This is a genomic window from Actinobacillus genomosp. 2 (assembly GCF_029773605.1).
In the GTDB taxonomy this organism is placed as follows: Bacteria; Pseudomonadota; Gammaproteobacteria; order Enterobacterales; family Pasteurellaceae; genus Actinobacillus.
Genome location: NZ_CP103807.1, coordinates 567,510 through 589,988, shown reverse-complemented (window position 1 = coordinate 589,988; position 22,479 = coordinate 567,510). Strand labels below are relative to the sequence as shown.

The window sequence follows — 22,479 nt, the reverse complement described above, 5'->3', positions numbered from 1 at the left end:
CAGCCATTACTTAAACTCCTTTTTAAATTGCACTTCTAAATCGTCCAACATTTCTAAAAAGTCTGGCAGTAAATGCGGTTTCTTCGTTTTAACAATATTTGCCATTAACTCAATAGACCGCATAGCCGTTGCCATTGCACTCGTTTCTGGTAACAGTTTTTTGCTCGAAGCGGTCATTTTTGCAAAAGAATCTGCAAGTGCCGATAAAGACTCCACTTTCGCTGCTGTGGTCATCTCCGTATTTTCTTCAAGTTCCGTCATTAACGTGCGGTACTTGATTAAAAAACCGGTTAGCAAACCTTGAGCGATATTCTCAATGCCACCGCTTGCCATCACTTGTACATCACGGGCTTTTTCCCAGTTATCGCCGTTCTTTTCCGCTTGTGCTTTCCAACGCCGAGCCGTACCGAATGATACGCCAGCTTTTTCGGCTGCCATTTCAAGACTTAAGCGGTCAAACACGTACGCACGGCGAACCGCATTTTGCACTTCTACATCGTGAGCCATTGCACCGTCCTACATTCCGAATTTCATACGCAGCAATTCAAAACCGACCGCAACTAAACCACCGCCTACGCCACCGGCGATAATCGCTTGTTTGCGGTTTTTACGAGACATTTCATCGAGCAATAAACGAGTTTTATGTAGTTCATGTTGTAGCTCATCAATACGATCGTTTTGTTTATCTACTTTTTCGTTAATTTCTGCCGTTGCAGCTAAAATTAAATCAAGTTTTTCTGAATCGGTTTGTTTATGTTTACGTCGGTTCATCTGTCCGCCTTTTTTATCTAATTTTTGATTGATTGTTTCGACTGTTTTATAAATGCGGTCTAGTGTTTCTGTAAAACCCTCATGTACTTGTTTAGCGAGTTCTTTCGTTTGATATTCGTTTTTTACATCTTCACGTAATTTATCAATCGCATTGCGTACATCTTTAATTTCATTCTTTAACTCATCGTCTTTGCTAAAGATAGATTTAATAAACCAGCTCGCTAAAAACGCTGCTACGCCCATTAGCAAATTAAAAAAGAATTGTTCGTTAAACATAACGATCTCGCTTTGCACGACTTACCGGGTTTTTATTGCCTTGTTTAATCGCTTCTTTGAGATAATCTCGGCGTTCTGCGGTAATGGGTTTTGCTTGTCTAAATTGACGGCTTCGCCACCATTGCTTAATTTTTCTTATCCACTTTTTCACGGCAAATCTCCTCATAAGTCAGATTGTGAGCAAGCACTTGACGCTTCGTTTCCGCCGTGTCCGCACGGCTCGGATAAATCAGACTGAAGGTTTCGCACCCCTTGATAACTGTCGTGACTGTCATCTCGGAACCATTTGTGTTGCTGCAACTGCTCATCAACGTCGCTACGGCTAATACGGCGAGTGTTTTCTTCATTTTTTTGTTTAACTTGTGCATTTTTGATTACCTTTTCTTGGGTTTTAATTACTGTCGTTTGAGCCTGCTTTTCAGCTTCCAGTTTTGCATTTTTCTGGGCTAATTCGACCGCTTGTTGTTCAGCTTTGTGTAACTGCCATTTAAACCACGCCCAAATACATAACCCAAAAGCACCAATAATAATGGCGAGAGTAAGTGATACCATTATTCGCCTCCTTTACGCCCTAATGCGTTGGCAAAGCCTTTCGTTGCCACGCCACCACCACAAAACACCGCAAAAACAGTAAATAATTCAGCCACGTTTGAACGGTCTAAATAGACCGAATACCCTAAAATGACTGCCATTAACAACGCACCAAAAAACTGAATAAACGCCGTGGTACTTAATCTGCCGTTATCGTTTGTAATTAATTCGCTTAGTTTCATTTTTATTCCTTAAATAAGTGTTCTACATTCACAATTTCTTCTGAATGGAGCCATTCCCACACATCAAAGCACGGGCAATCTTTGAGCCATTCCCATTTATCCACCTTGCCGTTGTGGTTTGTGTCCGGAGATAAATCACGATGACCGCAAATTTTCGCTCTCGGATGATTTGCTTCGAGTTCACAAAGTAAGCGGTGTAATGCGTGCCATTGTTTTTCGGTATATTCGCCGTGATTTTTACCGTCTGCACGAATACCGCCGACAAGACAAATGCCCAATGAATTTGAATTATGACCTTGCACGTGCGCACCAATTTCGCCGACTTGGCGACCGGTTTCGACTGTGCCGTCTGTATCAATCACAAAGTGATAACCGAGATGAGCTAAATGCGGATTGAATTGTTTTACTGCCGCAGAGGTGCGTTTAAAGCCTCGTTGTTTATGCCAATCATTAATGCGTTCGGCAGCGGTTTGTTTATCAGTACGTAAGCGTTTGCCATTTGCGGTGGCAGAGCAGTGGATCACGATTTTTAAAATCGGTAATGACATAATAAAAAAGCCTCTAGTTAAGTTAAAACTAGAGGCTAGAATAAGATTTAGAAAGGTTTTAATGTATCAGATACGCTTCAACAAGCTATCAGAATAAAGCCTGTTGTTGTGCTTGAGATGTACGACGGAAACTATATACAATTTCCCAACCATGGCGGTCGGAAAGTTTGAATTTCGGGCAGAGTTGTAACATTGCTTTTCTGCCGGACATACCTTGTTCTTCGGTCAGTTGCAAAAACGCTTTATAAAATTGTTTATTACGTAATACACGCAAAGCTGCATCGCATTTCGGCACATACACAAAACAATTCTGCAAATATTGCGTGAGCTTATCGGCGAGTTCTTTACCGATGGTTTCAACAATCATTTTATAAAAACTCGTACCGAAATTAATATAAAACCCTAAACCGCCGAACCGCTTTACTAACGCTTCGGTTGCCGGCAAACCGACTATTGTTACAAATTCTTTCGCAACTTCTGGTAGATAAACTTCAACAGATTCAAATTCGCACATAGACACTCCCTCATTTTGGCGATATTTTGGCATAGCATTTTTGAATCTGTGAACGTTTATCAAACTTTTTTGTAAAATTTTGATAAAAAAGCCCGCTTGTTAGCGGGCTTTGAGGTTATTTTTTAGATAATGCGCTTTTAAGAACTGTTAGCGTTATTTCCCAAGCCTTCCGATTTTCAGTTGGCTTAATTTTCTTACACCCAATCGCCTCATTTGCATAATCGCTATCATCGACTTTATCTTGGTGAGCTAAAATAATCACACGACGTAACGCACAAGCTGTGATAGGATTTTCATCGTGCCCAAACATTCCTTGCTCCATACCATAAGCGACATTTCGCATCTTTTGATAATCTCCTGTAGCAATCATATCGGCAACTTCTTTTTGAGCTTTTTCAGTCATACTGAAAGCAGGCATAGATAACGCACAAGATATGAATGACAATAATAGTAATTTTTTCATATTTTTGCCTCAAATAGTGATCAATTTTTATATCATAAGCTATAAAATTCCAAAAACAAAGCCCACTTGAAAAAGTGGGCTTTAATAATTATTATTTAACTCTTCGACCGTGTCTTTTAGCACTAACCGCTAGCATCTGTACGATTTTCCGCAGTTGCTCCTCCGTACACCATTGCAAGCGGTCAATTCCGAAAGATTTTTTGCAAATAGCGTGGGCATAATTCCACGGCTTTTGCATTTCGGTTAAGAAGGCTTCAATTTTATCCATATAACGTTTGCGAATTTGATTGGTTGGAGAATTACCGACATCAGGCTTTTTACCGTGTTGCTTGCTTTTTACTTTAAAACCCTTAGCTTTCATTGCTTGTAGAACTTGCATTAATTCGCCGTCAGTCATTACACTACAACTGTGTTTATCAACAGTTTCGAGTAAAAAGCGAGTGTAGCATTCACGATCCATTTTTAATTCAGCTTTGCCGATGTGGATTTTCTGAATCATTTGCTGTCTAGTTTGCGGTTGCATTTGCTTTTTCCTCATTCCATTTCAGCCATAAACGATAACTTTCCGTTCCTTCTTAATGCCGTCTAACTGTCCTAAACTTTTCATTCTTTCAACGTATTGAATTGCCCCTCTTAATTTATCCTCCTCATTGCGTGCCGCTTGTTCAGGGCTTTCGTGCTTATGCTGTTTGAAATCTTTATCACTTCGCACAACAGCAAACTGCATTTTTACGCTTTCATAGACTTTTTTGAGGTAGTTATGATTAGCAAGCGGTTCAATTCTGCCGGATTCTCGCCGGTTTCGTCGGACTTGCTCAACTGTATCTAACAAAGCTCGCTCCAGTACATTAGACGGCTGATAAATTTCTAACAAACTTTGCAACAGTTTTAATGCACGACTGTTTGATAAACTTGATTTCTCAGGCTTAAACAACCCTAAATAAGGTACAACCGCTGCACCGCAACCGCTTCCCATATTGATGACCGTATTTAATAACTCACGACCAGCTTCGTCTTCAATTAACCCCTCAAAATGGATGTCGCTATGGCAAATGGGACATTTACAGAGTTTCATCATTACCGCCTTGTCTAAAATCATCATCTCCAAAGATAAAATCGCTACTTGCTCTAAATAAATAGCTAGGACTTACCCAGTAAACTTCAAAATCGTTACTACCTTTTTCTCTCACAGCAAGACAAACACCGTCATCTTCTTCATAAATTTCCCAATCTGAATATTTTTGCTCTAAAATATCTTCCGCTACAAAACTAAGAGAACTATTTTTACTTTCAAAACCAGTCCATTCTTCACCCTTCATTGCATCTAACACATCTTCTATACTTGGGTCATAATCGCAATCTAGTTTGATATATTCGTATTTATTCATACCATTCCTCTTCTTCAAACTCAATTTCATCAATTAACTTATCTAGAGATTTATAGATTGCATTCTGCATTCGCTCTTTCAATTCAGGTCTAGCACAGAGAAATGTCATCTGTTCGGGAGCGAATAAATCCATAAAATAGTCATAGTCATCAAAAGTACTGCCTGCGAAATCAATTCGTGAAACAATTCCTCCTAACACGTTCGTTTTTGCATTAACTTCAACTTGATTTAAGCTATTTTCATCTTTAAAAATAACTTCTAAGCAGATTTTGTATTGTTGCTGATTATCCATTACATACACCCTAACTTCGCTGTTTCTTTACCGTTTACACCGTGATTCAACTTAACTTGTTCACCTGCTAAATAGCCTTGTCTTCTTGAGTTGTTGCTATTAATTTCTCGTGCATTACCAGCCTCTCGACATTTTGCTTCAGTCATATTTTGCTTAGCTTGTAACTGTGTGAAATAACGCTCTAGCTTGCCTTTTTCTGCGGGTGTCATTGCAAACTCTGTTACATTTTTCCGAACACCAATTACCCAACCTTCACAAAATGAATCAGCTCTTGCCGTCAGGGTGCTACGTTTTAAGCGCTTGCTTTGTGTAGCAATAAACTCTTTTCTTGCTTTTAACAGCTTGCGATATAAAACATCAAAACAATAAACTGCAACTTCAGGGCGTTCTTCCTGACCGATAAAGACGGTTGATGACTTAAAGCCTGAATTAAAGTAGGCTTCACAACCGAACGCTTTGCAAATAACGTGAGTTAGGTAGCTGACGTAACTCGGCGGTTTTTGTGCAAAACTGACATCACTTTCTTGTTCACTGAATACAATTTCTTCTTCGCTGAGTTGATTTTTTGCCATCAACTTTTGAGCCATTTCAAGTGCTCGTGCCGCTTCGTGTGGATTTGGTGATTTGGCTAAAGCCAATAGCTTTTTGATTTTATTAATCAGTTTTTCATTGCTCATATTTACCTCTAATTAATTACCTGCTGAATTTCATCAAATCGCTGTTTAGATTCTTGCGTTGTAATCTTCTCTTTGAGTTCAAACGCTAACTTTCTGCCATTGTCCCAAAGCACACCAGCGCCTTTAAAATCGCCTTCGTAAACGTACTTCATAGCTTCTTCAAACAACTCAATACAGTTCGCCATTTCTTGACGAAAGTCTTGATTTTCTGTGATTGTCATTTTGTTTCTCCTGTTTAAAACACATTATTAAAGCCCCTCAAAACGAGGTTTAAAGGGCTTTTAAATATGTTTTATGTATCTAGCACTAATACTAAAAAGGCTAGAATCATTCCAATACAAAGGCAGATAATAGGGATGTCCATTAGCGAGATTCTTGCTCAAATGGTTTCACAACAAACTCTTCAACACCTGATTTGATAGCGATGCCAGCTACAGTTTGTGCCGTTTCAGGCTCTAACAAGATTGCATCTTTGTTGATTTCTTCTTTAGTGCGAATAAACTGGGTTAATCCGAGTAATTTCAAGTTTTCAATCACTTGGTCGGCTTTCGTTACTCGCACACTCGGCGGATTTTGTCGCCATTGCACTTCGCCTGTATTGAAATAACCTGTTTTTTGCTTACCGTGTTTAGTAAGTTCATCACGGTGGCTTTCACACCATGCCTGAATCGCTTTTTGACGACTTTCCACTGCTTCACGTAGCTCTTGTAGTGGTTGAGCATAGCGTTCAGTGATTGCACCGATTTCATCATTCTGCTGTGTGGCAACACGCTGTAATTCACGCTGTGCATCACCAAGTTCTTTAATTAACACTTCAGTTTCTTCACGGCTTTGCGCTCGGATTTCCAATGTTGCTGATTTAACTCTTGTCGGTTTACGCATTTTTTCCTCCTAGATATTCCAATGCTTCAATAAATTCACCAGCTTCAACCGTGTTATCAAAAACTCGCCCTGACTTTGTTAGCACAAAGAAATAGCGGTTGGATTTGTCGATTTTTTGCATTTTTACGCACCAGTCACCGGCATCTGTAGTATCAATAACTGCGTATTCTTTGCCGTCTTCGATTTCTTCCCAAAGTAGCGGAGGGACGACTGCATAGCTGCCTATTAATACGCTTTCACGTGTATCCATTTCTGTCATTTTTAACTCCTAATTTTTGTATTTCTGTTTAACTTTATTCGGGTAATTGCGTTCGCCTTCCCAAATACACTTCACGCCTCGCACTTGCATTTGGTAAAAGTCGTAACGCACACCCGCTCTTGTTTTCATACCGAACACTTGTGCCGTACCACTTTTTACAAAGCGTTTAGTTTTATAGTTTTCTCTTAAAATGATTCTCGGTTGATAACCTCCTCCCCATTCCACACCGGTTACTTCCAAATCCATCTCTTCACATTCCAGCATTGCTAATTCAAGTTTTACCGCTGCTTCATAGATTGCTTTGGTTCCCTTGTTCATTTCTCTGCCAGCTACTTCGCTGTATTCTTTACTCATTTTCTATCTCCAACTTCTTCACGACCGAGTTTTACAATGCTTAAACCTTTTCCGGTACGCTTTGCATAACTCGGCGTGGCTAGTTTTCTAACGGTTTCTACCGAAATATCTAATGCAAGAGCGATTTCTAATGCCGTACCGTCCATAATGTATCGTTCGCCAGCATAAGCCGCATAAATTTGCTTGACTGCCATTTCAGCCTCCTAATTGATCAACATTTCCGCATACTGCTTAATCATCTCTGCATTGATTTCCGCACCGTTAATCTCTGCCGTTCTTACCACGCCACGCATTAGTTTGCTTAATCGTCTTGCGTTGCCTTTCGCTGCTTTTAGTAGCGTGTCGTTATATTCACTTGTTCCTAAAGCTCTTTCAGCTAATAACGCTAAATCGCTTTCTGGTAACTGGTTGCCAAGGTCTAACGCAAAACTCACTCGACTATATAACTGTGCCAGTTCGTTGTTTTTACCTTTAAGATTGATAAGTAATCTCGGCATACCGGCTAACACTACGCCCACGCCTGTCAAATCGTGGATTCGGCGGATAAATTCGAGGGAGCGAGTAGATAACAGCTCGGCTTCATCGACGAGTAACACACGTTCCGAGCCTTTGAGTTTTGCGGTAATCGCTTCAAGTAACGTGTCATTTGTGCCTGTGTCGGTTGTGCCGATGGCTTTTGCGATACGTTTTAGCAATGTTTTCGGCACACAACTTGGATCAACTTCAATCAACACTGCACCGCTGTTTTCTTTCGCATACTGTTTCAATATTTGCGTTTTACCTAAACCAGCCCCGCCGAAAATAACGTTTAATTCTCCTTCAACGTGTGCGTATTTGATTACATCCATTCCACGGCGAGCCGTGAGGGTTTTAACAAAATCCGTGCTGTATTTTGCTTCCGTTACTTTTTCTTTATGACGAGCGATTAAGGCTTCTACTTTTTCATCAATTTGTTGCACATTGCCTGCGTAAGTGCCTTTTAAGTAAAGGCTTAACGTTGCAATCGAAATATCTAACATCTGCGCAGTTTGCTTTTGTTGTAAGCCACGGCCTTCCATAAAATCTTTTAATTGTTGGTTTTTCACTTTTAACCTCGTAAAATGAGCCTTAATTCTTATTTAAAATTTATTTAAGGAAGCGTTATGCCTCACTCACTACCATCTGAACCTGTTGCAACCGTGCTTGCTCGAGCAAATCTTCAACATCTTTTGATTCAAAAGCTATTTGCTCACTTAGCAAATCTTTCGCCAGAAGCGGCAGAATCTGCGCTACACGATTTTTCAACTCAGGTAAGTGAGCTAACAGATTCGATTTATCTAACTGATGAGCCTGAAGTTCACCCTGCAGCAGATTTACTATCTGAGCTAGCTGATGAGCTGTGGGACGAGTTGCATGAGATACTTGCTTCAATTCAAGAGAAAGCTCAAACTTCAACCCACTAGGAAAAACCACCTCACATTTCGCACTATGTTCAAATAATGGTTTATCTTTAAGTCGAGCTTTACGTTCTAAACGGCGTTTTGCTCGCATTTCTCGCTCTTGCTTAATAAAACTTTTCAATTCGTTCATTTTTCACTCCTAGCCGAAGGCTCTTTGTTGTTCTTCCCATTCTTCTTTTTCTGCTTCAGTCAAAAAGATTGGGGTGGCTTGTTTTGCCTGTTTTGCTTTGTCCGTCATCACAAAGCTAAACGCTGGCGTATGTTCAATCGTTCTAACTGGGTTTAATTCCGCTTGAATTTCATCCACTTGCTCTTGTTTGAGCTTCATTCTGCGGTTCGCTCGTTCTTTGCGAGCTTTATCTACAAACGCTTCTGGGAATGCCGCACGCTTGTTGCCGTCAAATTGGGCTTCGCAGATAAATCTGCCGTCTAAGTGGCGTACAATCACACTTTCCGCATTGTGAATATCAAAACTCACCGTTACTTTTTCACCGTCCACTTCGATCAACTTCTGATTAAAGTAATCATTGTTAAACACCGACAATCCAACCACGCTGAGCGGTACGAATCACTTGCGGTCTAAACATATCTCGTGCCTCAATTTCGGTGTGATCGTTCAACACTTCAACGTCTTTTAATAACTGCGCTCGTTTTTTCGCTGGCGTTGTGCCGATTTCTCGGTGGACGTGTTCGTTGTTGTACCACTCAATGCCAGCTTCAACTGCGTCAATAAATTGTTGCCAGCTTGGCAATTTACCTTTTGCTCGTTTCTGTTTATCAGTTAGCTCTGTTTTGCCTTGTCGTAAGCGCTTTTTCTAAACTAATCACGCCGGTGTTGATACTTGGCGAACCGTTTCACGGTCTGCCCCTGTGCCGTGGTAAGTGTCAAACTGTCGGGCAATTCGTAGCGCAATGGTTTGGTTCACTCGCTCAATAATGCCTCGTCCTTGTGGGTTACCTGGTATCCCTGTTTGGTGGTTAATGCCCAGTCTTGGCAAAATACCCGTAATATCCGCATCTAACGTCCAGTTTTTCTCACCGCCCCCGTTATCGGAGTAGTAAATAGCTGGGATTCCGTGGCGTTCTCCACGCCGTAGCGAATGGCATCTGCCACTGCGATACAGTTCTCGGCTAAACTGACCGACCAACCAACAATAAAGCGGCTTGCAGCGTCCATTACCATTGTGAGTTCAGGAATAAACGGTCTGCCGTGGTCAGGGTGTGCCACTTTCATCTTCATTGAGTGCCCGTCGCCGACCCAAACGTCATTCGCTTTTAACACCGACCAGTCTCGTTTCACATAAGTGTTCATCGCTCTAAGTTCCGCCCCAGTTTTACGACCAACCGCTTTAAATAGCTGGCTAAATTTACTCATCACTCGGCGCACTTGATGTATGCTTGGCATTAACTCCAACCATAACGGCTGGTCTGCGTAAGCTGTTTGCCAACGCCAAGCAAATTCTTCGTAGGCTTCTGCAATATTTACGCCATTTGTATTGCGGTAAACCGCTAAAAATTCTGGCAACCAGTTCAATTCAGCTACATCAACGGGCTGTCGCACTTGCGGCGCAATGATTTTTAATCGTTGCTCAGCGTTATCTGCTTTGCAGTAATCAATTACCCACTGGTTAAGTGTGCGTTCGCCTACTGTGCGTTTTGCGTTTGATTTAGCGTTAGCCACTACAACCAATTCCGCTACATCTGCTGGTAGCTCGCCATTTTTTGCAAGATTGCAGAAAAATCTAACCGCTTTAATTCGGGACATTCCGCTGTCTTCCAGCTCAAGCACTTTCGCTACTAATGCCATTCGTGCGTCTGCAGTATTGCGTTGTTTATTTGTTAAAGAACTTAAATCAATTTCGGCTCGTACTACGGGGAGTTTAGGCTTATTTTTGATGACCGATACCGCAAAACGGGAGCGAATTTCTTGTTTTAACCCATCAGGAAAACTCTCAAAGGCATATTCATTGCCTCCACCTTGTCCAACTCTTTTTCGAGTTTTCCAAAGTTGTTTTTTCGCTTGATAAATAATTCCTTGCACCGAATTTGGTAAACAGGTTAAACTTAAAGCTAATAATTCCTTAGCTGAATAGTGCGTTTTTAAGTTGTTTTCACTCATAAAAGCTCCTTAGAGCGTTCTGTTTGCGAATTTTTTTAGGTTGCGTTTTGCAAAACGTTCCGCCCAAATTTCTTCGGCTGGCACACCTATCGCTTCAGCGATGATCTGCTCGCCTTTTTTCCACGGTCTATCAAGAGCATTTTTTAAGGTGCTTGCTTGGCTGTAACCGTGTTGTAAAGAAAGTTGGCGTAAACTCCAACCTGCCTTGTGTAATGCAGCAATGATGTCGGCTCTATGCCAGTCTTGTGCTGTTTTTTTTGACTCTGTTAATGTACTCATTAGATAACCTCATTGACTTAACGCAAGGGATAATATACCTCTTTAAACTACAAGTAAAGTTTAAAAACTTCTTTTTAAAGTTCGTTTGACTACATTTTGTGCTGTTTTACGCTTAAATCATTGATTTAATTGAAGTTTAAAAACTTTAAGAAATTACAGGATCTTTTTTAAAGTTATGAAATCGAAGTTTAAAAACGAATATTCTATTGGAACAAGAATAGAAGAACGTCGAAACGCTCTAAATTTGAGTAGAAACACTGTTTGTGAGCAGTTAGGGGGAGTAGCTTTATCAACTCTACAACTATGGGAAAAGAATGAGAGAGAACCGCAAGCAGGTATGATCATTAAACTAGCAGAGATTTTAAAAACTACTGTTAGTTACCTTTTAAAAGGCGAGCAACAAGAGACTAAGAGCATTGCAACGCTAACAGAAAATACCGAGCCAGCCGAAATAGAAGAGATTTCAATGATTGATAGCTTTGTTTCTATTCGTGTTTCAGCGGGCTTTGGTAGCTTTAACGAGGGCGTAACCGAACCAGATGGGCAAGAACCTTATGCAGACAGCCTTTTGCATAGCCTTGGCGTGCAGGCAAAGCATTGTGCGGTGTTTTGGGCAAGCGGTTCTTCTATGCAACCTACTATTACTGATGGCGATCAAATGTTAGTAGATTTAAGCCGTAATGAGGTGAGAGGGGATAATATCTACCTTGTACAGAACGGTGATAGCGTGTGGGTGAAACGAGTGAAGATGTTGTGGGACGGTGTAGAGCTGATTTCAGACAATAGAGAAGAGTACGAGCCAATTAAAATTAGCAACCAAGAAGCCCAGAACCTACAAATCATCGGGCAAGTCGTCCACGTTGGACATAAGCTAATTTAAAACTATTTTAAAATCAGTTTAAAACCGATCATTACTATGCAAAAAATAGTGCAAATTTTTTCATTTTTTCACTATTTTTGCTCATTTTGTTTTTTGCATAGTTTTCCATAACAAAAATGCGGAGAGCCTTGATTTTATTAGCCTCTCCGCATTTTTTCGCGCCAAATTTTTTTATCTTTATCTATGTAAAATAGATCACTACCCCACACTCCGACATTTGAACCAAGTACAGCGGAGTACACAACTTTATTTTCGTCAATATAGCCGGCACGGCTAATATCTACACGATGTGCAATTTCTATCGGCATAGTTAAATAATTCTGCAAGTTATCAGCAGCTAATCCGCTGATATTACAAAAAATCATTTGGTCAAAAACTACCGGCTGATTCTTTGCAGTTTGTTGTGCAACATATTTTTCAAAATCTGAACTTGCTAACATTGTCATAATGTTACTTTCCTTTTTGTTATAATTTTATTTCAAGTTCGTCACAGTAATAAGTGTGACCAAATTCGGCATAATGCAAATAAATTTCTATGGTGTTCTCAGTTAAAAACGAATAACGCCGACAAGTTCTGCCATACTTGCGGATAATCTCATAGATTAGTTGATCGTTTTGCGATAATTGCCCATCCGTGAGGGTCAAATGGATAATGTCAAAATCAAGTCCTGTGATACGTTCTCTGATTTCTACCTTACCAATACCTAACCGCTCAAAAATATTTTTAAATCCGATAACACTACCGGCTTCTTGAGCGTTGATATATGCATACTTCACACGCTTTCGAAACAATGACAAAGGTTCACTTTCAAACCGTTCAATATCACGCTGATAAGCGATTAGATTTAAAATAAATTCACTACATTTTTCTTCATCAAAAATAAGAAATGGGGTTTCAAGCCTTTTAATCTGTAACTGCCACCATTTTTCAAACAGATCGGCAATTTTGCGTAATTCGCCTTTATCCATCCAAAACGGCAATTTAATTTTAATCATCCTTTACCTCTACTGTGAGCGACTGCAAACGAGGGATACTCAAATCACTTAAAATATCGTGTTGTTTCCATTCGATAGAGCGAATTTCCGGGTAAGCCTCGTGAATTTCTTCTCCCAATTTGGAAAAACTAAATCGGGTATAAGGATAGGTTTTTGTCACTTTAAAATCGTTATTCTCTCGAAACGCACAGCGGATCATATTTTCTACATTTTGTTTGATGTTTTCTTTTTTCGTTTGGGTCCAAATATCCGAAGTACGAAAATAAATAGTTAAGGCTACATCGTGAAAACTATCCGGGATTGAAAATGCTCTAATATCATCACCGTGACCGTGATAACCTTTATTCATTAGATAATCATTTACCGTGTCGATAAAAACTTGTGACGGCACACCGGTATCAAGCAGTAAGTAAATATTAGCTGTTCCAGGTCCTCTCGGTGCATCATGTAAAAAATAGATACGATCAACGCTAATGCCGGTAATTTCAGCCACGATAGATTTATAAACGCTATCAATGTGATGCTTTCCAACGCTAGAAAATTTAATTCGATAACGCTCTCGTAGCTCATCGTCTGTTTCTTCATCCGCTCCGGGGATTTCAAGCCAATCATCTGAATTTTCAGCTTTTAAAATTCCGGAAACGGCTTTTGGTAAAATACAATAATAGCCACCGGCTAAGTTGTATGAGCTACCAGCATTTTCTGCAATAACCGGTACTTTGGCACTTAATTGGCCACGTGGGATTATCACGCTTTCTGTTGTCGAAACTTTATAAACCACTTCGTTGATTCGTTCCGTTTGCATTACCGTGCCGACTGGAATTTCAATTTCTAAACTTGAAGATTCTTTTGTGAAAGTCACAGTACCTTTTGCCTGAGATGCCGGCTTTGGCTCAATACCAACCTGCCACGCTAAAATTCTTAACCAAGCCCCCTTTGCTGTTTTTACAAACAAGTTCGGCACAATCTCATTAATCAACGAATCAGTAAGCCACTTAACCGGATGAACTGCTACGGCAGTAATTAATCGCCAAAACGGCGACATTCGGCTTGTATTAGTGATTAAATTTTCCTGTTCTGTTAATCTCTCAAACTCTTGCCGAATTTGCACTTCTTCTACCGGTAAACCGGTTTCGGCTAAAATCTCTCTGAAATTCTCACTCATAGTAAAATCTCCTGTGAGTCAACATTACCGAAATCATAAGTTTCAGCAGTAAGTAATAGCCGGCGATTACTTTCTTCTATGATTGCGACGGTTCCTGGTACAAGACGTTCATCCTCTTCAACAAGTAAAATGATCTGCAGTAAAATATCTCGTCTTAAAATGCGGCTACGCTCGGCAATCAGTTGTGTAGCCAAACCGCTTTCTAAGATTGCGTGCTTCACATCTTGTGCGATAGATATATGGTTATCACAAATAACCGGCTGGCGACCACTATCTAATGTAATGTCCTCTCCAGTAATTAATAAATCTAAGTAAAGTTTCTCATTCATTACGCCATTAACCCTGCATTGTCTTTAATTTGTTGTGCTAATTGACGTGCATCTGTTGCTTCATTCACTACAATCGAACCGATATGCACGGTTTTGCTATTATTCTGATTCATTGTCATATTTTTACTGACTGAACCTTGTGGCATCGGTTTTACTTCTGCCTGTGTGCTTGCCGGCAATGCAAAATGCTGACCATTGCTATTCGGCTTCGGTAAAGCGGTCGAATTTTGGGTGGAGTTTGCAATCGTTTGAGCTACGCCGATTAAACCACCACTTACCGGCTTATTATTTTGTTGCACCTCTTTCACCACAGGATAAAGAGGAATTTCAACGCCAATCATGCTACCGAGTTTATTCGCTTGGGTAATAAGCCAATTCAAGGTATTAATGAACATATTTTTTAACCCACTAAAAATACTAGTAAAAATGTCTGTCACACCTTGTGCTAACGCTCCAAAAATTTGAATAGGATCGCTATTTTGCCAACCTTGAACGACACCTTGCCATGCCGTAATAATTGCATTTGCTACACCTTCAAAAATATCAGCCACAATCGCAATATTACTGGCAATTAGATCAATAATTCGGATGATGCCATTCAAGCCATTCGCAACAATAATTCCGACAGCTTCGCCAACCATTCCGAATGTGGTCATTCCATCACTTACACCAAAAAATGCGTTAAATAGAGAGATAACAGATGCCCCCATTCTAATTAACGCTGTTTTAATCGTTCCTAATGCGTTCATTAGTGGCTCTGTGGCAATTCCAACATGTTTGAAGCCATTAACAAAACCTGAAAATATTGCCGCAAATTGATCTCGCAACTTATAAAGCACAACACTTAAAAAAATAATGCTACCTACAAAAAGTGATACAGGGCTGATTAAGGCAATAAGAGAAACTTTTATTGCTCCGAAGATACCGCTAAACAATATCAACGACCCGGCTACTGCAGTAAAACCTAATAAGGCAATAGCCGCATAACCAATCCAACGGGCTATATTCCGATATGTGCCTAACCACGTAGTAAAGGCTTGCCCCATATCAGCCAATTTATTAAATACCGGTTCAAATTTTTCGAGTAATGCAGAACCGATAGCTGTCCGTATATTAATAAGGATATTGGATAACCGTGCGAATACATCAATATTGGCTTTTGCACCGGCGTACACTTCATCCATTCCGTTAATTTTGCCAATTTCTGCAATAGAAATTTTTAAGTCTTCGTTTTTTGATAATAAAGTGTTAATAAAGGCGACACCTTCTTTTCGTCCCATTTCACCTTTAATCAGTTGAGCCTCTATATCATCAATAGAATTACCGAATTTAGCTCGTATGCGGTCTAAAATAACCAGGGTACTTAATAATCGGTCTTGTGAATCGTGTACTTTTATGCCTAAATCTTCACTTGCCTTACCGATTGAATTAAGGAAAGCCGCATATTTTGTTGCCGACTCGCCACCGCCCATTTCATTTTGCAATGTACCCAAAATAGCAAATTGTTCAGCAATATCTACGCCAGCGAGTGTTGCTTGGTTGCCTAATGTTTGAAAGGCTTGAGCAATTTTTGCACCGTCTGACTTAAACTTATTTGCGGTATAAGCGGTTTGCCCCATTAATTTCTCCGCCCACTTAATTTTATCCGCTTCTTTAGATGCCCCTAATACCGAATACATTGTGCCTAGGTAATCGGTCATGGTTTGGGCTTGGGTTTGTGTTGCTTTACCGGTTACTGCGGATAATTCGGTAAAACTGGCTAATTCTTCGGTGGTCAATCCGTCTATTGCGGATTTAATATCGTAAGACGAATTAATAAAATCGGTTGCAGCTTCTCCCCACGTATTAGAAAACTCCATTGCACGTTTACGCATTAAGCGTAACCCTTCTTCACTTTCGCCTAAGCCTTTGATTTTGCCTAGCTCGTTACTCATCGCAACTGCCGGTGCAAACGCATTAGCAATACCGGCACCGGCACCGATAATGCCGGCAACACCTACACCGATTTTTGTCATCGCATCACGACCACGAATCCCTATGTCATCAATCGACTTCATAATACCTTTCAGCGGTGTAGATAGCTGATCATTTAGGCTGATGATGTACTCTAATCCCTGAATTGCCATAAAAAACCTACAAAAAAGGCATTGCCTAAAATACTTGTGCAATGCCTGTTGATACTGAGTTAGCTAAATTTTCAAAATATTGCTTATTTAGCCAAATCGCCCGGGCGAGGTTATACTCGCTATTATCTGCGTGCGGTAAATAATACATCCGAAGTGCAACAGCTTGCGAAAAGCCGTTACGTTCGATTGCTTCCACACGCAACGCTAGTTTTTTACAGTAATTTCAACCTTCGGCACTAATACTTTGTTAATCGCACCGGCAATTTGTAATGCCAATCCCGGCACATTAATCACGGTCAACAAGTCATCACGCTGTTCACGCTTAATGCAAGCGAGTAAATAATCTTTAATCGGTGTAATTTTATTGCCGCTTTCTACTTCATTTACCATCGTGTCGTATGCTGCATCATCACGGTTAAAGATAAAATCAACACCGGATACGGTAATCGTTACGCTATCTTTTACGTTTGCGGTTAATTTTTCTAAAAGTGTTTGAGCTTGGTTTTTATCGGTCATTGTTAATTTCCTTGGTTATTTTTGGTTGTTAAAATCAGTAATACATTGCGTAACGGCTTCATAAGCAATTACACAAACATCTAATTTATTGAGTGCTTCATTTAAAGTTTGTACCATTAAGCCGTTTGTGTTTACTTGCGGATTAATGTTTCGACACTCTGTCGTTTGTGGGCAAATCAGCCTTGTTGGTGTCGTTTTGCTTTCGTTGTTCGAACAAGCGGACAATATCGTCAGGCACAGGAGTATCACGCCACTTTTGATTTTGTTCATTTGCTAATACCTCTTGTAACTGCTGTTTTCTGGCTTCCGCTTGGTCATTCGCTGAAGCCAGTTTTATATGTAGTTTTGTGATTTGTTGCTGATATTTCTGCAACATTTTCTGATTATCATCATATATCGCTTGTAACTCTGTTAATGCTGTTTGGGCTTGTTCTACTTTGTTTTTGTAATAAGAAATAACAGCTACATTTGCTACTAAGGCCATGATAGATAAGATAAAAGTAAGCACTTTGATGTTCATACTATTTAATACAAAATTCAGTTTCTTTGGCTCGGCGAGTAACTAAACCTTTCAACACTTTGCCACCGGCTTTATTAAAATCATTAATGTGCGTACACATTGCTTTAAAGTTTAAGGTTTGAGCATATTTATATAATGATGTCGGCACACGCTTACCGGCAGATTTGCTGTAATAGGTCGTTGTACCATAACAACCCACATTAAAGACTAGTGATGTCATTGCATCAAATTGCCCTTGTGTCATTTTCTCGCCATTAAATTTTCGGTTTACGCACTGTTCAGCAATTTTGATGTTATCAATGTAATCGCCTGCAATTTCTTCTAAGGTTAAAAAACGACCTTGTGTCACATTGCGAGTATTACCGATGCCATCGGTCCAAACATCAGCCGGACAACGATAAGGTGTGCTTGCACAACCTTCTGCATTAGCGATCAGTGATAACATCTCTTTACTAGTACGGATTTCGTTCGCTTGTGGTAATTGGTGTAAAATTGCTAATACTGCAACCACAGAACAAGCGATAAACTTTTTAGAAACTTTCATCACTTACCCCGAGTTTTTTAGCCTCAATACGTGCCGCTAATATTTTGTAATGTAATTCTTGCTTACGTAGTGCAATTTCATCCTTGTATTTTTTATATGCAATTAACACGGTAATCGCACCGAATAAAATACCGAATAATGCAGCCCATTCCGACACATTAAAGCCGGATAAAAATGCGACTAGCGAACCAATAAACGGGACTGACCCTTCAAATTTTCCGTTCATTTTTTATTTTTCTCTTTCTCTCATTTATAAGGATTAGGGGCTAACTCGCTCTTTCGTTTATTATTATTGTTATGTGCAGTTTTTCGAGTTGCCCCTAAATTCTGTTAGCCGATTAAATCACGTGTATCTTCATCGGAGAGATAAGACACCCCATTGATTCGGACAAAATCGGGACTGGTTACAAAAAATCTTACTTTTTTTGTGGTTTTTGATCCGCCTTTTGGATCAATGCTCAATAAATCGGATAGCACCAATTTATTACCGAAAGTTTCCACCTTGTCACGCACGCCACCACGCATAGCGAAAAACACAAAATCAATTTCAGGTAAGCCACGATAACTACCAGCAGCGGCTGCTGCGGTTGAAATTTTCTGGAAATTTTTTGCATCTAGCTCAATTTCACCTTCTGCGGATACATCACCGCTGACCCATCCATCCGGAATACCTCGTGTTTGTGCCACAGCGGAATTGTCCGTGATACTTAAAGAGATGTTTTCAGCGTGAATCGGTAATCCCATAAAGCTGAAATCAAAACTCATACCGGAAATACGTTCCATTGATTAACCTCCTAATGTTTCTAAATCTAAGAAAATATTGACCGTGATGTCTTTCGGGCAATCATACGGGCGTACTTTGATATAAACAGCGACTTTTGTTTTGCTATGCCATGTAATCGTGACCGAATCTTCTGTCGGTGGATAACATTCGCCCGGAAATTCCTTACCGTTTACCGTGGTTGATTTGCTCATGTCACGGAGCGGTTTAGCAAAATACTGTTTGTGGTATTCTGTACTGTAAGCGGTCGAATTAAATGAGCGGTCTGCAATTTTAGCGATCGCTAATAGGCGTACAGCCCTTGCTGCCTTATCTACGATTCGCACATTTTCAATAGATTGATAATCGCCACCTTCAACATCTAATGTTCTGCCATCCGACCAGTAGTAACCGTCATAATCCGGATACCACATTGGTACGGAATAACGGGCTTGTTCTAATGCTTTTAAGTGGGATAGATTTAGCTCAGTACCGTCTTTATCTTGTGGCTTATCGCTACTACCCATATCCAATAATGCACCGGTTAATACACGACTTGGACTGTCGGCAATCGATACAGCACGATTTGCCAAACGACCGGCAATGACACCGACATCATTACCGAATAAAGTCGGCACAAGCATTACATGATCACATACTAAGGTTTTTTGTAACGTGGTAAGTTTTTCTACATATTCGTCCCAACTCTCACCGGATTCTAATTCTTTGTTAATCGGCTCAATCGCTTGAATAAAAAACGTTCTACGTCCTAATTTTGCAACTAATTGAGCATATAACGTTTGCAAGGCATTAATTTTTTCTTTATCAACACCGGTAGTATAAGTGTTTACCGTATATTCAAAGGAAGCGACTGCATTAGCCTTTTCTACGGCTTTTACGAAGTCATAACCGCTTTCGTCTAAAATATAGGCGTGAGCTTGCCAATTCTGACCGGCGTTACTCATTGCTGCTATGACTTGTTTTTTTAAGTTGGTATCGTCTTCGCCGAAAATCTTGTCAAAATCACTATCCGGAGAGAGTGAAAACAGTTTGCCGGCATTGGTCGTACCTACGCCGACAAATAACGCATGGCGTTCAATTTCCGAGGTTTCGCCGGATAATTGATTTAAAGTGTTGATTTTTACATTTGGGAACATTCACTTGTCCTCTTATTGTTTTTTGGTGTATTTTTGGATTTCTGCTAATAGAATTTTTGCCGTTTCTTCTTCACGGGTATCTAAAAATGAACGTTTTACCGTTGGTATAATCCATTGGGTTAAACCTTTTTTTGTACCTGTGCCGTATTTTTCTTCGAGTTTTCGAATAATTAAGCTTGCTCTTGCACGACTTAATGAGCTTTGAATCTCTCTAATACCCGGTCGGCGTTGTCTTTTGCTACCGTCTTTTTTAGTTGCTCCTGCCACCGTATAGCCTAAATCTCTTAATTTTTTGGCTTGTCTTGCCGTTGCAGGGTCTGAAGGTTTACCTTCTTTTGTTATGCTTTGCTTATCACTTTTTTTATGTAAGTGATCGATACCTTCTTGATGTTCCGTCGCTATTTGTCCGGTTCTATCGTGATGATAAAACAATCGTCCTTTGCTTTCATGTTCCGCTTTGCTATTCGCTAATTTTGCAATTCGGCGTAACATTTTAGCCGTACCTTTTTTACGTTTTTTCCAACTTGTGCCTGTTGGTTCACGTTGATTTGCCGCATTGGATACTGCTGTACGCTTTATCATTTGCAGGGTACGAATTAGAATTTCACGTTTCTTTTTTGCCGGTAATGCAATAACTTCTAAATCTTTTAAAAATGCGTCTAAATCTTTTTTATCTAGCCCCATTTTTATGACTGGTTTCATCGGATTACCTCAACATCAATTTCTTCCGCATAGTAGATTTCTATTTCATCTAAGCGGTATGATTCGCCATCTATGACTAATTCCCCATTCGGGTCCTTTTGTGCTGTTAGTGGCTCCTGAAAATTAATCGTAAAAACTAAATCAGCGGTTTTGTCATCTAAAATATCTAAATCTATATCGGTTTCGTATAGATCAAGCCGTTCTCTTATCGCATCGTTTTCATCCAGCCATACTTGAATCATTGCCATAATTAACGGCGCGGATATTTCCCGATAAGGAAAAACCTCAAACCATAACACCGCATCATATTTAATATGAGCAACCTCTAAGCCTAAATCCGTAACATTTCGCCCGGCATTAATTAGTTTTATTTTATCCATCCACGAATGAAAATTGCCGTGATAACGTTTAGGTAATTTGGTAAGTAAAAAATCCGTTAATTGTTGATACAGAAATTTTCTTACACTAGACATACGCTACCCCGTCTTTTCCCTTTTAAAACTCTAATCGCGTGTGTAGCTTCAGCTAATAGGCTTTTTTGTTCTTCTGTATATTGTCGGTTTTCGTGTATTTCACGGGCCGACAAAGTATTAAATTCCGGTAATAGTTCGTGCTTTGCTCTCGCAAACACAGCTTTTTTATAAAGCGTTTGGGCGTAATTCTCGCTGCCGACGGTTTCGGATGAAATATCCGCAACGGAAAGAATACCGTTCGCTTTATGCTGTTCTGCGACATCTGCGAGGTCTAAATTCACCTGTTGGATAGCGGAAACTAACGAGGCTTTAACCATTTCAACCGGAATTTGAAAAGGGATTGCACGCTGTTTCTGAAATTCTTGTACGTTGATATTGCTCCAAAAACCATTATTGGTAATGGTAATATCGTCATATTCCGTATCTCTGCCATTAAACATTATTCAGCCTCTGAAAGTGGGCTAGATTTAAGTTTTTCAATAAGTAATGGAAAATTAATTTCGACTTTATCCAAACTTAAACTAGCCACCGGGGGAATTTTTCGGGGATATAATCGCCCGTTTGTTGCAATGCGTTTAACCGCATCACGCAACGCTCTACCATATTTTTTACGCCGACTTTGTGATGAAGCTGAAATGCTCTTACACATAATTGAATGGCTAAAATCAACCGCATAGGATCGCTAACGCTTGCAGCGTGTACTCGTCCCAGTTCATTTCTCAGCAATAGTGCCGCCGCTAATTTGAACCATTTTGCGGTAACCATTTCGTGCAACTGCCAAGACATCGCCACGTTTTGCAAAGTCTGCGTAAAATATGGTTCAACGGATTGCCCGGCGGTTGCGGTTTTATCCGTCCATTTGTAGATTTGGTCTGCGACGAAGTGCGGCAACGTAGAAGCGAAACCATCGGGCAACGATTGACCTTGTTTAATGGCTTTTTCGGCAAGCGACAATGCGCTGTCAAAATTACCAACATCAAACAAATACACGATGCAATAGCCAACAATATCATTTTGATAAATCTCGCCTTTTTTAAAATAATCTTCAACAAACGGAAGCCAATGCGGAAGAAATTTACTGCGTTTTTCCTCCGCACGCATTTCTAATGTCGGTAATGCACGAATTTTGTTTACGTCGTTTTTAAGTGCGATTTGTAAGACGGAATAATCACTACCGTGTTTTGCTACAACTGCTTTTTGTGCCGGCGTACCAACTTCACTTTGTTTTATTTCGTCTAATGCTCTCATACGAGCCTGAAATTCACGCATACCCATAA

At 40.1% G+C, this 22,479-nt stretch carries 38 protein-coding genes and 2 pseudogenes; 1 reads left to right on the top strand and 39 read right to left on the bottom strand.

Annotation, left to right across the window (positions count from 1 at the left end; all coding sequences use genetic code 11):
• Positions 1 to 6: 6 nt before the first annotated feature.
• From NYR60_RS02935 to NYR60_RS02830, 22 genes and pseudogenes are all read right to left on the bottom strand, one after another.
• On the bottom strand, positions 7 to 507 hold the full coding sequence (locus tag NYR60_RS02935; RefSeq protein WP_279467666.1) for a DUF1804 family protein: 501 nt from the start codon (positions 505 to 507) through the stop codon (positions 7 to 9).
• Positions 508 to 516: 9 nt separating this feature from the next.
• Positions 517 to 1,047 (bottom strand): hypothetical protein, encoded by a 531-nt coding sequence (locus NYR60_RS02930; RefSeq protein ID WP_279467665.1) that lies wholly within the window; start codon positions 1,045 to 1,047, stop codon positions 517 to 519.
• A complete protein-coding gene (locus NYR60_RS02925; protein ID WP_279467664.1) occupies positions 1,040 to 1,198 on the bottom strand; it encodes a hypothetical protein in 159 nt (52 codons plus the stop codon). The genes NYR60_RS02930 and NYR60_RS02925 overlap by 8 nt, the downstream gene beginning before the upstream one ends.
• Positions 1,199 to 1,209: 11 nt before the next feature.
• Positions 1,210 to 1,599 (bottom strand): DUF2681 domain-containing protein, encoded by a 390-nt coding sequence (locus tag NYR60_RS09440; protein ID WP_347710220.1) that lies wholly within the window; start codon positions 1,597 to 1,599, stop codon positions 1,210 to 1,212.
• Positions 1,599 to 1,820 carry a DUF2644 domain-containing protein gene (locus NYR60_RS02915; RefSeq protein WP_018652747.1) on the bottom strand — a complete coding sequence of 74 codons (222 nt, stop codon included), beginning with the start codon at positions 1,818 to 1,820 and terminating at the stop codon, positions 1,599 to 1,601. The genes NYR60_RS09440 and NYR60_RS02915 overlap by 1 nt, the downstream gene beginning before the upstream one ends.
• A 2-nt stretch (positions 1,821 to 1,822) precedes the next feature.
• Positions 1,823 to 2,368: an N-acetylmuramoyl-L-alanine amidase gene (locus NYR60_RS02910; RefSeq protein ID WP_279467663.1), complete on the bottom strand. Its 546-nt coding sequence runs from the start codon at positions 2,366 to 2,368 to the stop codon at positions 1,823 to 1,825.
• A gap of 88 nt (positions 2,369 to 2,456) precedes the next feature.
• Positions 2,457 to 2,882, bottom strand: coding sequence for a Mor transcription activator family protein (locus NYR60_RS02905; protein ID WP_279467662.1), 426 nt, complete (start codon positions 2,880 to 2,882; stop codon positions 2,457 to 2,459).
• A gap of 115 nt (positions 2,883 to 2,997) precedes the next feature.
• On the bottom strand, positions 2,998 to 3,345 hold the full coding sequence (locus NYR60_RS02900; RefSeq protein WP_279467661.1) for a hypothetical protein: 348 nt from the start codon (positions 3,343 to 3,345) through the stop codon (positions 2,998 to 3,000).
• A 91-nt stretch (positions 3,346 to 3,436) separates the two neighbouring features.
• Positions 3,437 to 3,868: a gp16 family protein gene (locus NYR60_RS02895; RefSeq protein ID WP_279467660.1), complete on the bottom strand. Its 432-nt coding sequence runs from the start codon at positions 3,866 to 3,868 to the stop codon at positions 3,437 to 3,439.
• A pseudogene (locus NYR60_RS02890) lies at positions 3,852 to 4,420 on the bottom strand (hypothetical protein). Before NYR60_RS02890 ends, NYR60_RS02895 begins: the two are co-directional and overlap by 17 nt.
• Positions 4,407 to 4,733: a hypothetical protein gene (locus NYR60_RS02885; protein ID WP_279467659.1), complete on the bottom strand. Its 327-nt coding sequence runs from the start codon at positions 4,731 to 4,733 to the stop codon at positions 4,407 to 4,409. The pseudogene NYR60_RS02890 and the gene NYR60_RS02885 overlap by 14 nt, the downstream one beginning before the upstream one ends.
• Positions 4,726 to 5,025 carry a hypothetical protein gene (locus tag NYR60_RS02880; protein ID WP_279467658.1) on the bottom strand — a complete coding sequence of 100 codons (300 nt, stop codon included), beginning with the start codon at positions 5,023 to 5,025 and terminating at the stop codon, positions 4,726 to 4,728. Before NYR60_RS02880 ends, NYR60_RS02885 begins: the two co-directional genes overlap by 8 nt.
• Positions 5,025 to 5,702, bottom strand: coding sequence for a DUF2786 domain-containing protein (locus NYR60_RS02875; RefSeq protein WP_279467657.1), 678 nt, complete (start codon positions 5,700 to 5,702; stop codon positions 5,025 to 5,027). Before NYR60_RS02875 ends, NYR60_RS02880 begins: the two co-directional genes overlap by 1 nt.
• 8 nt (positions 5,703 to 5,710) lie before the next feature.
• The gene (locus NYR60_RS02870; RefSeq protein WP_279467656.1) at positions 5,711 to 5,923 is read right to left on the bottom strand and encodes a hypothetical protein; all 213 of its coding nucleotides are present in this window, start codon (positions 5,921 to 5,923) and stop codon (positions 5,711 to 5,713) included.
• Between the two features lie 142 nt (positions 5,924 to 6,065).
• A complete protein-coding gene (locus NYR60_RS02865; RefSeq protein WP_279467655.1) occupies positions 6,066 to 6,584 on the bottom strand; it encodes a host-nuclease inhibitor Gam family protein in 519 nt (172 codons plus the stop codon).
• Positions 6,577 to 6,843, bottom strand: a complete 267-nt coding sequence (locus NYR60_RS02860) for a hypothetical protein (protein ID WP_279467654.1) — start codon at positions 6,841 to 6,843, stop codon at positions 6,577 to 6,579. Before NYR60_RS02860 ends, NYR60_RS02865 begins: the two co-directional genes overlap by 8 nt.
• A 9-nt stretch (positions 6,844 to 6,852) precedes the next feature.
• On the bottom strand, positions 6,853 to 7,197 hold the full coding sequence (locus NYR60_RS02855) for a hypothetical protein (RefSeq protein WP_279467653.1): 345 nt from the start codon (positions 7,195 to 7,197) through the stop codon (positions 6,853 to 6,855).
• Entirely contained in the window at positions 7,194 to 7,391 is a 198-nt protein-coding gene (locus NYR60_RS02850) for a hypothetical protein (RefSeq protein WP_279467652.1), read from the bottom strand. The genes NYR60_RS02855 and NYR60_RS02850 overlap by 4 nt, the downstream gene beginning before the upstream one ends.
• Positions 7,392 to 7,400: 9 nt before the next feature.
• Positions 7,401 to 8,282: an AAA family ATPase gene (locus tag NYR60_RS02845; protein ID WP_279467651.1), complete on the bottom strand. Its 882-nt coding sequence runs from the start codon at positions 8,280 to 8,282 to the stop codon at positions 7,401 to 7,403.
• Positions 8,283 to 8,337: 55 nt separating this feature from the next.
• Positions 8,338 to 8,766 (bottom strand): hypothetical protein, encoded by a 429-nt coding sequence (locus tag NYR60_RS02840; RefSeq protein ID WP_279467650.1) that lies wholly within the window; start codon positions 8,764 to 8,766, stop codon positions 8,338 to 8,340.
• Positions 8,767 to 8,775: 9 nt separating this feature from the next.
• Positions 8,776 to 10,755: pseudogene (locus tag NYR60_RS02835) on the bottom strand (Mu transposase C-terminal domain-containing protein).
• A 9-nt stretch (positions 10,756 to 10,764) separates the two neighbouring features.
• Complete coding sequence (locus NYR60_RS02830; RefSeq protein ID WP_279467649.1) at positions 10,765 to 11,034, bottom strand: helix-turn-helix domain-containing protein; 270 nt, start codon at positions 11,032 to 11,034, stop codon at positions 10,765 to 10,767.
• Between the two features lie 175 nt (positions 11,035 to 11,209).
• On the opposite strand from NYR60_RS02830, the gene NYR60_RS02825 reads away from it, so the two are divergent.
• Positions 11,210 to 11,914 carry an XRE family transcriptional regulator gene (locus NYR60_RS02825; RefSeq protein ID WP_279467648.1) on the top strand — a complete coding sequence of 235 codons (705 nt, stop codon included), beginning with the start codon at positions 11,210 to 11,212 and terminating at the stop codon, positions 11,912 to 11,914.
• Between the two features lie 137 nt (positions 11,915 to 12,051).
• On the opposite strand, the gene NYR60_RS02820 is transcribed toward NYR60_RS02825, so the two are convergent.
• The 17 genes from NYR60_RS02820 to NYR60_RS02745 form a co-directional block, all read right to left on the bottom strand.
• Positions 12,052 to 12,360 (bottom strand): phage tail protein, encoded by a 309-nt coding sequence (locus tag NYR60_RS02820; protein WP_279467647.1) that lies wholly within the window; start codon positions 12,358 to 12,360, stop codon positions 12,052 to 12,054.
• A gap of 19 nt (positions 12,361 to 12,379) precedes the next feature.
• Positions 12,380 to 12,907, bottom strand: coding sequence for a phage tail protein (locus tag NYR60_RS02815; protein ID WP_279467959.1), 528 nt, complete (start codon positions 12,905 to 12,907; stop codon positions 12,380 to 12,382).
• A complete protein-coding gene (locus tag NYR60_RS02810) occupies positions 12,903 to 14,075 on the bottom strand; it encodes a baseplate J/gp47 family protein (protein ID WP_279467646.1) in 1,173 nt (390 codons plus the stop codon). The genes NYR60_RS02815 and NYR60_RS02810 overlap by 5 nt, the downstream gene beginning before the upstream one ends.
• Positions 14,072 to 14,404 (bottom strand): DUF2590 family protein, encoded by a 333-nt coding sequence (locus NYR60_RS02805; protein ID WP_279467645.1) that lies wholly within the window; start codon positions 14,402 to 14,404, stop codon positions 14,072 to 14,074. Before NYR60_RS02805 ends, NYR60_RS02810 begins: the two co-directional genes overlap by 4 nt.
• Entirely contained in the window at positions 14,404 to 16,530 is a 2,127-nt protein-coding gene (locus NYR60_RS02800; RefSeq protein ID WP_279467644.1) for a phage tail tape measure protein, read from the bottom strand. The genes NYR60_RS02805 and NYR60_RS02800 overlap by 1 nt, the downstream gene beginning before the upstream one ends.
• Positions 16,531 to 16,555: 25 nt before the next feature.
• Positions 16,556 to 16,726: a DUF6890 family protein gene (locus tag NYR60_RS02795; RefSeq protein WP_279467643.1), complete on the bottom strand. Its 171-nt coding sequence runs from the start codon at positions 16,724 to 16,726 to the stop codon at positions 16,556 to 16,558.
• A gap of 8 nt (positions 16,727 to 16,734) precedes the next feature.
• The gene (locus tag NYR60_RS02790; protein ID WP_279467642.1) at positions 16,735 to 17,046 is read right to left on the bottom strand and encodes a putative phage tail assembly chaperone; all 312 of its coding nucleotides are present in this window, start codon (positions 17,044 to 17,046) and stop codon (positions 16,735 to 16,737) included.
• Positions 17,047 to 17,061: 15 nt separating this feature from the next.
• Entirely contained in the window at positions 17,062 to 17,295 is a 234-nt protein-coding gene (gene lysC / locus NYR60_RS09455; RefSeq protein WP_431831752.1) for an Rz1-like lysis system protein LysC, read from the bottom strand.
• Complete coding sequence (locus NYR60_RS02785; protein ID WP_279467641.1) at positions 17,189 to 17,566, bottom strand: hypothetical protein; 378 nt, start codon at positions 17,564 to 17,566, stop codon at positions 17,189 to 17,191. The genes lysC and NYR60_RS02785 overlap by 107 nt, the downstream gene beginning before the upstream one ends.
• A gap of 1 nt (position 17,567) precedes the next feature.
• On the bottom strand, positions 17,568 to 18,110 hold the full coding sequence (locus NYR60_RS02780) for a lysozyme (protein ID WP_279467640.1): 543 nt from the start codon (positions 18,108 to 18,110) through the stop codon (positions 17,568 to 17,570).
• A complete protein-coding gene (locus NYR60_RS02775; protein ID WP_279467639.1) occupies positions 18,097 to 18,336 on the bottom strand; it encodes an HP1 family phage holin in 240 nt (79 codons plus the stop codon). The genes NYR60_RS02780 and NYR60_RS02775 overlap by 14 nt, the downstream gene beginning before the upstream one ends.
• 104 nt (positions 18,337 to 18,440) lie before the next feature.
• Positions 18,441 to 18,893 carry a phage protein gene (locus tag NYR60_RS02770; protein ID WP_279467638.1) on the bottom strand — a complete coding sequence of 151 codons (453 nt, stop codon included), beginning with the start codon at positions 18,891 to 18,893 and terminating at the stop codon, positions 18,441 to 18,443.
• Between the two features lie 3 nt (positions 18,894 to 18,896).
• A complete protein-coding gene (locus tag NYR60_RS02765; RefSeq protein ID WP_279467637.1) occupies positions 18,897 to 20,027 on the bottom strand; it encodes a DUF2586 domain-containing protein in 1,131 nt (376 codons plus the stop codon).
• Between the two features lie 12 nt (positions 20,028 to 20,039).
• Entirely contained in the window at positions 20,040 to 20,729 is a 690-nt protein-coding gene (locus tag NYR60_RS02760; RefSeq protein WP_279467636.1) for a hypothetical protein, read from the bottom strand.
• Complete coding sequence (locus NYR60_RS02755) at positions 20,726 to 21,202, bottom strand: phage tail protein (protein WP_279467635.1); 477 nt, start codon at positions 21,200 to 21,202, stop codon at positions 20,726 to 20,728. Before NYR60_RS02755 ends, NYR60_RS02760 begins: the two co-directional genes overlap by 4 nt.
• Complete coding sequence (locus NYR60_RS02750; RefSeq protein ID WP_279467634.1) at positions 21,190 to 21,642, bottom strand: head completion/stabilization protein; 453 nt, start codon at positions 21,640 to 21,642, stop codon at positions 21,190 to 21,192. The genes NYR60_RS02755 and NYR60_RS02750 overlap by 13 nt, the downstream gene beginning before the upstream one ends.
• A 76-nt stretch (positions 21,643 to 21,718) precedes the next feature.
• On the bottom strand, positions 21,719 to 22,477 hold the full coding sequence (locus tag NYR60_RS02745; protein ID WP_279467633.1) for a terminase endonuclease subunit: 759 nt from the start codon (positions 22,475 to 22,477) through the stop codon (positions 21,719 to 21,721).
• Between the last annotated feature and the right edge of the window lie 2 nt (positions 22,478 to 22,479).